This is a genomic window from Myxococcaceae bacterium, assembly GCA_016000045.1.
In the GTDB taxonomy this organism is placed as follows: domain Bacteria; phylum Myxococcota; class UBA727; order UBA727; family JABDBI01; genus AER2-1.
The window spans coordinates 103,382-115,652 of the sequence record JAECQY010000006.1 but is presented as its reverse complement, the minus strand read 5'-3'; the positions used below and the strand labels follow the sequence as shown (position 1 = coordinate 115,652).

Sequence of the window (12,271 nt, the reverse complement as noted above, 5' to 3'; positions counted from 1 at the left end):
CGATTGGAGACTCGCCATCTGAACACCCTGCTGTGCAGTATGGGTTGTATTTTCAGTTGCCAGAAACAACCTCTCATTCGGCGTCAAGCAGTGAAGCCATCTCATTTTCTCTCACCGGCACTGATAGCTCCAATGGATCGATTTCCAGCTCTCAAACTCACACAACATCTAACAGTAAGAGCCTGACCGAATCCTCAACCAGAAGAGAAACTCATTCAAAAACTTTGAAACCCACTGATTCATATGCATCCACCTCCGGCTGTTTAACTTCAACTAACAGTTCAACCAGACCATTCAGCGTGAGCGAAACAAGCAGTAATAGCGAGACATCGATTAATTGCGGAGCATTGCGAAATACAACCCTCTATGTACATCGCCTCCTTCCTTCTCCAATCGTATTTTATCGCTGTAGTATGACACAACCAGTTACAATGGAATTTTCTGGAATTACAAACGGGCTATATATTACAATCATTTTTAGGGAGATTTCAGCAACTAGCGCAGCATCACTTGCGCTATCATCCACAACCGGTTTGTTGGGAAATTTTTCTTTTACTTTAGACCGAGTTGTTGCAGAGGTATCTGCTCCGTTTGTAAGCAGTAATATAGCCTCAATGTCTAATATAGATTTGAGACTTAAGCACTCTACGATTTCTATCGTCTCCGCAGGCACAGCTTCGGCGCTCATATGGCAACCGAGCCAAAACGCAACTAACTTGTCGCTCTGTATCGATCAAAGCACTGTCACAGCAATTGGGGTTGGAAATGCCTTGGCGGCCGTTATCTACCCGACATCTTGTTCAACCATCCTTTCTGACATCATATTGTCTGCTATAAACAGTACTATATCTGCTGTTTCCTCTGGAGCTTCAAGTGCCGCTCTTGCAGTTCTATCTACTTGCGGCAATTCAGTTTCAACAGTTTGGGGTGGGCTTAAGTTTTCGTCCAATAACTCTCGTGTTATGGCTGACAGTCATCTGACAACTAACTCCGCGATGGCAGCGGCAGTTGCTTTGGTGGGCTCGTATGGAAACGGAGCTTTCGGATTCATTATCGAAAATTCCACATTTACATCGATAGACAGCAATGTCAGCGCACTGGGAGCTAATGGAAGAGGTTCGCCCTGCGCCGCAATAGCCGTGGTAACTCATATGAGCTATTATAACCCAGGCTCCACATGGATTACAGGAACCAACTTAAGATTCGAAGTGACCAATAGCAACGTTACTGCAATGGGTGGAGCCGCGACCGAAACGCCGACTGGTTCGATAGCTATTTTATGTTCCTCGTGGGCTTTTGATTTCGTTTCAATACAAATCAATAACTGCAGTATCATCCTCGACAGAAGCCTAGCGTTTGCCATGACGGGATCTTCTAGTGATTCTCCGGCTGCTGCATTCGCCATGGGAGCTTACGAATCAGCATTTGGCCCTGCGGCCACTGCAACGGTTGCATCGATTTTGTTATCAGCCAGCAATAGTTCCGTTTGGGCTAACTCTTCGGCGAGTCCATGTTGGTCTGCCACTGTTGCAAGCAGTAATGGAGTGGCTTCACTTAACGCCATACATCTTGAATTGTACAGGACACAGATTCGCTCCATAGGCCCTAACGAGATTTCCTTTGCCGCTTTAGGTAGCGCAAACCACCCTTTTGTACAGAATAATGTTTCATTGTATCTGATTGAAAGCAATATTACAAGTTGGGGCTGTTTATTTGCTATCCCCCAAGGAAATCTACCGTCCGTCATGTATGAAATCAATTGCTCATGCAATCAGACAGGATGGGCACCTGGTTTGGCGCAAGGTTTAACGGGAGATAACCTAATCATCAATGGAACTTTGTGGAACAGCACACTGCCGGGTCTTCCTTTTCCCGGCATTGTCTGGAGGGGTCTACTCTAATAAAATCGCAACTCAAGCACGAGTTTTCTCATTTAAAAGGATGTTCTCCTGATCCATATACCCGTTTCATAAGGAGACCCATCAGCGAACATCACCAGCATTCCTAGCCTATCCTTAGTGGCTCGCTGCTGGTAAAAATGGCCTTGTCCTGGAAGGAATCGAAAGGGAAATGCTCGCGTCAATCCGTTGCTGTTTGCCTGTGCTCACTTGCGAAGAGGCCTGCCAGGTACCAGAACTTGTTGTTGCAGATGATAATCCACTCCTGTGCCTAAAACTTCTGGTGGATGAAGTACCTGCTCCTCCCGCACCAGGTGGGGGCCTTGAATCGTCATCCCAATTTCTATAACCTCGGTGCAACGATTGTCCCAGCATCTTCTGTAGCTTTTGCCTGATAAATCGTTGTAAAGGGTCGCAAATCAAGGGAGACCGCAAAATATTTTCCAATTCAACAAACAATTCTCCATTCGGTTCTTGACCACTCTCAAAATTGGCTTCTAGCAAATTCACTATTTCAAGGGCTCTAGCGATTAAGGCTTCTGTGTTCATGAAATCAAAGCTTGGGTCTGTCGATGCAGTCATTCCGGGAGGTATCTGTTCAGTTGGAGTTTGTAACTCGCTGATGAAGCGTACAGGCACGTACGCATCGTAGTGATTAGGAAATGGCTCCGTTCCAAGATAGGCAGTGAAATGCAAATGCAGGGGTTCATGCCTGGAATCACCAAATTGTTCTTCAAGATACCGGTCTTGATTGTGAACGTAAATTCTTCGCTGATACACATGCGCCAGAAGAGCAATCATTTCTCGCCCTTCAAACGTTTCACGATTAACAAAGTGATTTAAATAAGATTCCTGTGTCATGCTGTCAGGCAGCGATTGCCGACCAAATAAGTCCAGGTAGTCTCGATGATCTTGGGATAGCAGACGAACTGTCTCTGGATCTGCAAGCCTGGCACCAATTGCCTGTCGAACTTGGTTTCGTATCTCCCTGCTTGACAAAGTGGCTATCCGACCTCTTTGATCCGGGAAAACACCGATCAACACCGAGCGCAAAAGACAGGCATTACCTTCTCCGGAAACTGAAACAACACGATGCCCGGGTAATTGCGGTATGCGCTCCGAAACTGAAGCCTCTGGAAAGTATTCACCAAACAGGGGTCTGTTGATCATTTCTTGGCTAGTATCGTATCCGAAGATAGCAACCAGCTTTCGCAGTTTTTTTACAACCGAGTCTTCGTTTCTGATGCGATCCTTTTGGGCCTTGAGTCTTGAGATCGAATCAAACGAGGTTCTGAGCTGTTCAAGTGTGTAATTTCCACTCCGTTCTTCATCTCCTAAGCGTGCCGGAATATAGCTTCCGTCCCTCCCAAAAACATCCGTTGCTGAACGATACCCATGATATTTCAATTTGTAGACCTCCGTGTACGCGAAAGCTAACGCCGCCTCCGATTGAAGTCGCTCTGCCATCAATATTCGCCGAGCAACCTTTGTCGCAGCCTCTACGGTAATCCCTCGCAACGGCTTATTGGAGTCTTTGAGCAGCCTCAGTACATTCGTCGCAAATTCGCTTCTGTCAGCAGCGGAAATCGACGCAACTAGGTCAGCGTATTGGGTTGTATCTTCGAATTGGCCACCAGAGTCTTTAAGACATAAGTGCGGCGCTGCTATCCGAAACGCAATTTGTTTTGGGCGTTGACGCAGTATCCGTCGATAAATCAATCCATCATCACTATCACAAAGTGTATCTCCCTCGACTCGAATCCAATTCATGCCGGTGTTGAAATAAACCCCTTGCTGATCCGTGCAGAACTGATCCGGAAAAAACGGCCCTTGATAGTCCTCTCGTACTTCCACCGTTGTTAAGCTTCCAGCATTGACACGTCCTTCTCGTACATCTCGAATCCAAGCAAGCCTGCGACGCGACGTATCTATCTTGCCATCCACTGTTCGAGGACGCCAGCGCAATAAACGACGAAGAAATTCCTGTAAAGAATTGTCCACCAATTGTGGCCAATCGAGCAAAGGCAACACCGATAACAGAGGGAAAATAGGCGGAAGAGCTTGCACAGTTTGAGAAACTCTCTGCGATGGCAACGGTATCGGCAACAAAGCAAGGTTGGTATTAGCCTGAGGCTGAGCAGCATTCTGTCCATGACGATTTTTTGCGAAACCACCCCCAGAATCGTTTGTCATGGCTGGTAAACAAGGCGAAATAAAACATCCAAAGACCAAACAGCAAGCGCGTAGGCTTGATAAACCTGCCATCTTATTCATAGCAAACTCCAAACAGTTTCAAAACCAATATCCAAGGTACAAAAGTAAAACCTATCTGCCCCATTTTTAATCATGGTTCTTCAATTCAAGCAAGTTCTGATGCCTACGAAGCTTAGCTACTAGCTGCTGATAAAAGCGGGCTCGCTCTTAGAGGAATCGAAAGAGGAATACTCGCGTCCATCCGTTGCTGTTCGCCTGCGCTCACTTGCAAAGAAGTCTGTTGAGTAGCAGAACTCGTTGTTGCAGCGAACGGTAACTCCCTCCTGTTTCTGAGACTCCTTGCCAATAAAATACTTGATCCTCCTGCAGCAGGTGGAGGTTCTGAATCATCATTCCAATTTCTAGAACTATGCTGCAACGATTGCCTCAACATCAACTTCTGCAGCTTTTGCCTAAGAAACTGCTTAAAGGCCTCGCTGATGAAGGGAGACCGCAAAATATTTTCCAATTCAACCAGTAACGCTTCTCTTGATTCTTGAGAGATCTCAAAATTGGTTTCTAACGAACTAATGATTTCAAAGGCTCTAGCGCTTAAAACTTCTGTGTTTGTTGAATCCAACCTTCGACCTGCCACCGCGGTAACGCTGGACAGTGTTCGTTCAGCGTAAGTTTCCAGCTCGCTAATGAACCGAACAGGAACATACGCATCGTAGTGATTGGGAAATGGCTCTGTTCCAAGATACGCGGTGAAATGCAAATGCAGGGGCTCATGCCTGGAGTCACCAAATTGTTCTTCGAGATACCGGTCTTGATTATGAACGTAAATCCTTCGCTGATACACATGCGCCAAGAGAGCAATCATTTCTCGCCCTTCAAACGTTTCACGACTGACAAAGTGATTTAAGTAAGACTCGTGTGTCATGCTGTCAGACAGCGATTGCCGACCAAATAAATCGAGGTAGTCCTCATAATCTTGAAATAACAAACGGCCTGTCTCTGGATCTGCAAGGCTGGCATTGATTGCCTCCCGAACTTGCTTCCGAATCTCGCTGCTGGGCAAATTCGCTATCCGCTGTCTTTGCTCTGGAAAAACACCGATCAACACCGAGCGCAAAAGACAGGCATTGCCTTCTCCAGAAACTGAGATCGCGCGATGCCCGGGTAATTCCGGTGTACAACGTGAAGCCCGAGCCTCTGAAAAACATTCTCCGAACAGAGGTCTGTTGATAATTTCCTGTCTCATATCGTATCCGAAAATGGTGACTAGCTTTCGCAGCTTCTTCACAACCGAGTCTTCATTTTTCAGATGATTTTTTTCGGCTTTAAATCTTGCGATTACATCAAACGAATATTTGACTTGCTCCAGTGTGTAATCTTGGCTCCGTTCTTGGGCTCCTGTACGTGCCGGAATATAGCTTCCGCCCCTTCCAAAAACGTCCATTGCTGAGTCGTATCCACTGTGTTTCAGTCTATAAACTTCGGTATAGGCCAAAGCCAACGCGGCCTCCGATTGAGGCCGTTCTGATACGAGTATTCGCTGAGCAACCTTTCTTGCAGCCTCTACGGTATTCCCTTGCAGCGGCTTCTCTGAGTTCTTGAGCACCCTGAGTATATTCGTCGCGAATGCCCGGTTGTCAGTAGCCAAGATTGATCCCACTAAGTCGGCGTATGGAACCGTATCTTCGGATCGGCTACCCTGGTCGTTAAGATACAAGCGCGGCGCTGCTGCCTGAAACGCAAATTCGTTCGAATGTTGCTGCAATACTCGTCGATAAATCAACCCGCTACCTGTATCACAGATCGTCCTCTCTTCGATGCGATTCCAGCCAACATCATCCCGAAAATAGGTCCCCTGTCGACTCGTGCGGAACTGGTTTGGAGAAAATGGCCCTTGATAGCTTTCTCGTACTTCCGTCGTTGTTAAGCCTCCGGCCCCAGCACGACCTTCTCGCACGTCTCGAGTCCATGCAAGCCTATGGCGTGGTGTCTCCAGCCTGTTATTAACTGTCCGAGGACGCCAACGCGATAAACGACGAAGAAATTCCTGTAAAGAGTTGTCCACTAATTGTGGCCAATCGAGAAAAGATAGCGCCGATAACAGAGGAAAGATGGGTAGCGAAACGTGGGGGGCTCTCTGCCATGGCACGGATACGGGCAACCAAGCAGCGTTCGTATTGCCAGGCAGTTGAGTGGCATTTTGTTTAGGTTGTTCTTCTACGAAATCACCGCCTGAATCATTTGTCATCGCTAGTAAACAAAACGAAAAAAAACATAAAAGAAAACAACAAGCAGTTCGGGTTGAGAAACCTGCAACTCCATTCATAGCGACTCCAAATAGTTCCACAAAATGATTCAGGCTACACGACTAAAGCCGATCGCTCAGATTTGCAATCACGGTCTGAAGCGGGTTGTTGATCGAAGCCATATGACTATGCAGCAGGCCTGGTCGGAGCCGTTGATTTAATCAGACAAGCTCAAAAACAAGACCTTCATCAAGAAATTACTTGGACTCCTGCCAGCCCCTTATCGGTAGTGAATTTCGAGGAGAAAGTAAACTGTTGCGCAAAAACTGTTGTAGGAGTACCGTTCAGATCAAATAACGACAAACGAACTGGAGCTGCTATGAATAAGTTGTCTTTTTTTATTTCACAAATCTTTTTAGCCTCATCTATTTGTTACGCAGAAAGAGCAGCGAGCCTCTCTAGCCCGATGCATCAAATAGTGAAAGAGGCGAACAAATTTTTCGCGTATCAAAACCGTGTTTTTGGCGTTTCTCAGGGCTTAATGCCGTCTTCATTTATGGCCGATATTTCATACTTTATTCAGAATAGTTTTAAAAATGCCGAGAAAATAAAAAAAGATATAGAAAAACAAGATTGGAAATTCAAATTATTTAATCGTCAAAAATCTTATGAGCAAATTGTAAGAGAACGGGATGAGAAAATCAAACAGCTCAAATCTAAAATTCAAAAGGTACGGCAATTTGGTTTTAATCCCACTGGAGAAGAGTCTGAAGAAGAAATGCAAGCTGAACTTTATGAACTTCAAACAGCGCCTGTAAAACCAGAGCTTTTTTCAGAAATCGCAAACGAGAATGGACCCTTGTCTGATTTTAGGCCGGAAGTTCTTGAACAATCCCCTAATTCTGCCCCTTATACGCCACCAGACATACGACTGCTACCAAGTTCTCCAAAGCCTGCTGATTCCCATGAAAAGCACGACGTTCAAGAATCTGTTGAATCGAAATCTGGAGAGTCTTCAACTTCTTGCCATTCCTGCAAGAAAAGCTTTGGGCTAACTCGGTGGAAATATTCTTGCAAAACCTGTGGTGTAACTGTCTGTGCCAGTTGCTTGAATAACACACATCAGCATGGACATGATGATGTGTCTGAAAGACTTCTTGGCACTAAATCCGAGCATTTGTCCAGTCAAGCTGGGGGTGTTGCCAATGTTTCTTTATCAGCAAGAGAGCACTATGCCGCAACCAATCAATTCAAAGAAATCATGTATTTTTCTGAAAAAAAACCATACTGGCCACGTCGATATCGTACAATATTTCGTAAAATCTTAAACAGTACTCAGGCAAAGCAGGAGCTTTTGGACTCACTCGCTGCTCCTATTGCGAAAGACACTAAAAATATTTCTCCTGTCACTAAAAAAGAGATCCAAGAACTTGTAAAAGCGGCCTGGAAATCCCACCGGGAATTATGTATGCGAGCCTGCTTGGAGCCTATGGATTCGATTGGCGAAGACCTAACTCCTGATTCTTTAGCAAATTTTAGGCCTAGTGATTTCGAAGATTACGACCAGGGTTCTAGAATGGCTCCAGAACTGAAAAAATTGCTTGATCGATTGCTTGGCTCTGTAGTTCCCTGCAGCTTTAACTATGATTCGGAAACATTAATTATCAATGTCCCTCATAATACTCGAGAACCCGATGCTCTGCGGAGGAGATTTGAACCGTATGAGAAATTTTTTACTTTGAACTTTGTAACGTCCACTCGACGAGGTGCGTGCTTTTCTTGCGAGTCAGCAGGAAATGATTTTTGCTCTAAGTTTATCTCCAAAGGCCTTGGCACTACAATTGGAGGTATCTTAACAAGAGGTGTAAATGAAAAGTTGGCCTTGACGGGTTATCATGCCAAAGAAAGGAACCTATCAAAAAATGAAACAGTGTCCATAAAAGAACTCGGCTCTCGAGCCGTATTTGGACATCAAGATGTGGATTTATTGTTTTTAAAAGCTTCTCCAGAATCTTTTAATTTAGTTGCATTTTCAAGTTTTATTTATCTATCTAAACTTGAAGAATTGATCAAAAAAAAACACGCAATATCGTGTTTTTAAAATTGGACATTCAACTGGATTAACAGATGGCATAATTATTTTAAACAATTCAGAAATAAAGAAAGGTAAAGTTCCAATTGGGGACAAAGACAAGGAAATTCAAAGTATATATATCAAATCAAACAATAGAACTTGTTTTTCAGCACCTGGAGATTGTGGCTCTGTTGTGGCTTTTGCAGATTCTGATGGAAAATATTATCCCCTAGGAATAATCTGGAACACAAATAAGATAAAAACGTCTGCCGAACGAGAACAAGTAGACTACACAAGCTGCGATGAAGAAGACGAAGTACTGCTTTTGGCACATTATCCTGAAATGAATACTGATTTTCCTCTCAATTTGAGTTGGGTCAATCCAGATGAGAAATTTGAACTATGTTTCGAGCAGCCCGAGCCAGATATTAAGTAGGCTTCAGGTATATCCTCCAAAAGGCCATGACTAAGCGGCTGCTTCGCCTCGATGGAATGATCTGACAGTTCTCCATCGTCCAGTATTTTTTTATTCGAAAATCGCCCACAATTGTTTCAAGAGCTCATCGCATGTGTCTCTAGCTAACCCCGCTAATATAGCTTTCGGACTTCCGTACCTGGATAATAAAGCTCAAGAATCTCTTTGGCCTCTTTTCCCAACTTGGCCATCCCCAAAGCGCCCCATTGGCACATCCCCACTCCATGGCCATGGCCACGCCCTTTGAATTCGGCCTGCCTCCATCCAAACGAAGTTTTGGTAATAAGCGTTGAGCGCAACGCGTTATAACCAATCGCTCTGCGAAAATCAGTTCCTTTCATATCTGGCAATTGAGGCTTGCTTTTAAAGCGAAAGCTTTTGATGCGACCCGATTGGGTCTCACCGAAAGCTTGCAGATCTTTGATTTTTGATCCAAGCTTTTTGTCCAACTCTGAGCGCGAAAGAGAATAGGACCAACGAAAAGTAGGAGCCGAGCGACAATAGCGGCATTCCACACCCTGCAAATAAGACTCGTCGCTTCCAAATACCTCCAACGAACTCGCCGTATGCCCTCCACAACAAGCATGAAAATAAGTATGCGCCGGCTTCGAGTCGTACGTGAGTACCTGGCCAGCAGTCTCTTCCACGGCCTGCTTGGCCAATGCGTGTTCGCGGTGCACACCGTGATAAACCTGGTCAAGAACACTCGATTCCAAATGCTCTTTGCGATACATCTGCCAAATCGCATAAGTTCGAGCTGCAATTGCCTGAGCTTTCAAAACTTCCAGCGGCCAAGAGTTTGGGAGTTCGCTGGAAATAACGCCTGTGATATAAGCTTCCATCGGCAAAGTATGCGTCAGTGTCAGTTTATGGTTGGATTGCCTGACTTCCAAATGATTTCTAAATTGCCGTCCTTGATAGGAAAGAAGCTCACCTTCTATCTTGTGGGAGTAAGTACCTCTTTCTTTTCCATTCAAAACGATTCCTGTTTTGCCAGGAGTCAATGTATCGCTACCAATCTTCAGAAGTTTGGCTGAAGATTCAATCATAATCCGAACTTCCGGCTCTGCGAACAAAGACCCAGCGAAAAGCAGCGTGAGTACAAAATATTTCATGGTTTCCACCCAATCTAGTTCAAGATACCCAACTTGGCAATCGTCTCTAGCCCAGGCCAATCCGAGCAATCGGTTGAATATTGATATCCGAGCTCAATTCTTGATAACTCAATACCGCCAGATGCGGAAATTCAATCTCAACCAATTTTCTAAAATACCGCCGGATTTCTTGAGGAGTCAAAATGACGGGTTGCTGCGCGGTGGCAGGCAAATTTGAAATCTCTTTTCGAATGGCTGTCAAGATATCGTTTGTGACTTCGGGTTCCAATGCCAAATAACCTCCAGCAGAGCCATGTTGAATTCCGGCACTCACCGTTTCTTCCAGCTGTGGCTCCAACAGATAGACAACCAGTGTGTGTTGCCCTCCGGTAAACTTATGACTCATATAACGCTTCATCGAAATTCTTACTTGCTCGGTTAGGAGTACGGGATCGCTTTCGTGAGGCCCCCATTCAGCCAAAGCCTGCAAGATGGTTTTCAAATCTCGAATGGAGATTTCTTCTTCCACCAGGCGCTTCAAAATCTCTGTTAATTGAAATAGATTCACCGCCTTGGGGATGACTTCTTTCACCAAAGCCGGGAAAGCTTGTTCCAATTGGTCCAGCATATTTTGAACTTCTTGGATGCCAACGAAATCAGCGGCTTGCTTTCGAAGTGAAGCTGAAAGGTGAAGGACCATGTAACTCGCCGCGTCCCAGGTTGTCAGACCCGCCTGTTCTGCCAATGCCTGTTTAGCGTTCGGCATCCAGGAACAAGGCACTCCATTAGCTGGGTTCACCGCTATCGTTGCTTGGATTCCCAACAGTTTCAATCGATCGGGTGTATCATTGACCAAGCACATCCTGGAATCGACCGTATTCACAGCTACCGGGATCTCATTGATAGCAACCACATAAGTCCCCGGCCCACTGGAAGCATCGCTCCCGCGTACCCGGATTCCAGGAAATCGAATCCCTAGCTCGTAAAACAAACCATCCCGCATCGTGGGAATCAACTCGGCCAAAAAGTTTGAGCTGTCATCGACCAACGGAACCAGATCGGATGCGACTTCCAGGGAAATGGGAGTCACAACGGGCATCATTTTGGCGGTATTGCCTTCTTGCGCCTTCGCTTTTTGCAAAGCTGTTTTCTTCTCTTTTTCAAGCTTTTGCTCCCGTTTGGAGACAATTTGCTCCATATCTGCCATGGATGCACCCACAGCCCCCGCGTAAGAAGGCTGCTGTGCACGAAATAGCGCGTACGCAATCCCACCGACCGTAAGCCCTATAATCGTGAACGGAATACGAGGCAAACCGGGCACTTGCCCAACCAGGGTAATAAACGCAGAAGCAATGGCAAAGGCCTTGGGCTGAGCCAAAACTTGATTCGCAATATCTTGACCCAAATTGGAATCTTCGGCGCCAGAGTTGACGCGTGTCACAATTAAGCCTGCGCACACCGACATAAGCAAAGCGGGTATAATGCTCACCAGTCCATCACCAATGGAAAGAATCGAGTAGGTTTCGATGGCTTCATTCACCGTCATGCCCTTTTGCAGGACACCAACGCTCATGCCTGCGACGATATTCAGAATGAAGATAATAATCCCGGCAATAACGTCTCCTTTCACAAACTTCATGGCACCGTCCATGGCGCCGAAAAGTTGACTCTCTCGGCCCAGATCCATGCGTTTTTTACGCGCTGTATCCAGATCAATCGAACCGTTTCGCAAATCCGCGTCAATGCTCATTTGCTTGCCAGGCATAGCGTCTAAGGTGAATCGTGCGGCCACTTCTGCGACACGTTCCGAGCCTTTGGCAATCACCAGCATATTGATCAGCATCAATAAAAGAAACATCACGACACCCACGATGAAGTTCCCTTGCACCGTAAACTCACCAAAAGCCGTAATCACCGTTCCTGCATCCGCATCGAGCAGAATGCGTCGCGCGGTTGCGACGTTAATCCCTAAACGAAATAAAGTTGTTACGAGCAAAATCGTTGGAAACGAAGACAAATGCAGCGCATCGGAAACATAGAGAGCCACCAAAAGCATGGTTAAGGCAATAGAAATATTGGTGCAGATGAGCAAATCGATGAGAAAAGTTGGAACAGGCACAATGAGCAGGGTCATGACCGTCACGACTAAAAATGCTAAACAGATATCCGAGTAGCGCTTAAAGAGCTCACCAAGATTGCCCTGAAGCAGAAGGTCTATCAAGTTACCCATGTCGAAAAAATAACACAATCCAGGAGCTAGTTATTCGAATCCA

Annotated in this window: 8 protein-coding genes; 3 read left to right on the top strand and 5 right to left on the bottom strand. The window is 45.7% G+C overall.

Annotation, left to right across the window (positions count from 1 at the left end; translation table 11 throughout):
* Nucleotides 1-400 precede the first annotated feature (400 nt).
* The gene (locus I8H75_04655) at nt 401-688 is read right to left on the bottom strand and encodes a hypothetical protein (GenBank protein ID MBH2006614.1); all 288 of its coding nucleotides are present in this window, start codon (nt 686-688) and stop codon (nt 401-403) included.
* 274 nt (nt 689-962) lie between these two features.
* On the opposite strand from I8H75_04655, the gene I8H75_04650 reads away from it, so the two are divergent.
* Nucleotides 963-1,901, top strand: coding sequence for a hypothetical protein (locus tag I8H75_04650; GenBank protein ID MBH2006613.1), 939 nt, complete (start codon nt 963-965; stop codon nt 1,899-1,901).
* Between the two features lie 114 nt (nt 1,902-2,015).
* Here I8H75_04650 and I8H75_04645 read toward each other — a convergent pair whose 3' ends face one another.
* Nucleotides 2,016-4,172 carry a hypothetical protein gene (locus I8H75_04645; protein ID MBH2006612.1) on the bottom strand — a complete coding sequence of 719 codons (2,157 nt, stop codon included), beginning with the start codon at nt 4,170-4,172 and terminating at the stop codon, nt 2,016-2,018.
* A 112-nt stretch (nt 4,173-4,284) separates the two neighbouring features.
* Nucleotides 4,285-6,357 carry a hypothetical protein gene (locus I8H75_04640; GenBank protein ID MBH2006611.1) on the bottom strand — a complete coding sequence of 691 codons (2,073 nt, stop codon included), beginning with the start codon at nt 6,355-6,357 and terminating at the stop codon, nt 4,285-4,287.
* Nucleotides 6,358-6,734: 377 nt separating this feature from the next.
* Here I8H75_04640 and I8H75_04635 point away from each other — a divergent pair, with 377 nt between their 5' ends.
* Nucleotides 6,735-8,456, top strand: coding sequence for an FYVE zinc finger domain-containing protein (locus I8H75_04635; protein MBH2006610.1), 1,722 nt, complete (start codon nt 6,735-6,737; stop codon nt 8,454-8,456).
* Nucleotides 8,457-8,622: 166 nt separating this feature from the next.
* Nucleotides 8,623-8,865, top strand: coding sequence for a hypothetical protein (locus tag I8H75_04630; protein ID MBH2006609.1), 243 nt, complete (start codon nt 8,623-8,625; stop codon nt 8,863-8,865).
* Between the two features lie 152 nt (nt 8,866-9,017).
* Here the strand turns inward: I8H75_04630 and I8H75_04625 are convergent, their stop codons facing one another.
* A complete protein-coding gene (locus I8H75_04625) occupies nt 9,018-10,019 on the bottom strand; it encodes a SpoIID/LytB domain-containing protein (protein MBH2006608.1) in 1,002 nt (333 codons plus the stop codon).
* Between the two features lie 46 nt (nt 10,020-10,065).
* The gene (sctV, locus tag I8H75_04620) at nt 10,066-12,228 is read right to left on the bottom strand and encodes a type III secretion system export apparatus subunit SctV (protein ID MBH2006607.1); all 2,163 of its coding nucleotides are present in this window, start codon (nt 12,226-12,228) and stop codon (nt 10,066-10,068) included.
* Nucleotides 12,229-12,271: the final 43 nt, after the last annotated feature.

Coding starts and splice junctions, on each gene's coding strand:
- sctV (MBH2006607.1), bottom strand. CDS start 12,228: ATGGGTAACTTGATAGACCTTCTGCTTCAGGGCAATCTTGGTGAGCTC.
- I8H75_04640 (MBH2006611.1), bottom strand. CDS start 6,357: ATGACAAATGATTCAGGCGGTGATTTCGTAGAAGAACAACCTAAACAA.
- I8H75_04645 (MBH2006612.1), bottom strand. CDS start 4,172: ATGAATAAGATGGCAGGTTTATCAAGCCTACGCGCTTGCTGTTTGGTC.
- I8H75_04625 (MBH2006608.1), bottom strand. CDS start 10,019: ATGAAATATTTTGTACTCACGCTGCTTTTCGCTGGGTCTTTGTTCGCA.
- I8H75_04635 (MBH2006610.1), top strand. CDS start 6,735: ATGAATAAGTTGTCTTTTTTTATTTCACAAATCTTTTTAGCCTCATCT.
- I8H75_04650 (MBH2006613.1), top strand. CDS start 963: ATGGCTGACAGTCATCTGACAACTAACTCCGCGATGGCAGCGGCAGTT.
- I8H75_04655 (MBH2006614.1), bottom strand. CDS start 688: ATGAGCGCCGAAGCTGTGCCTGCGGAGACGATAGAAATCGTAGAGTGC.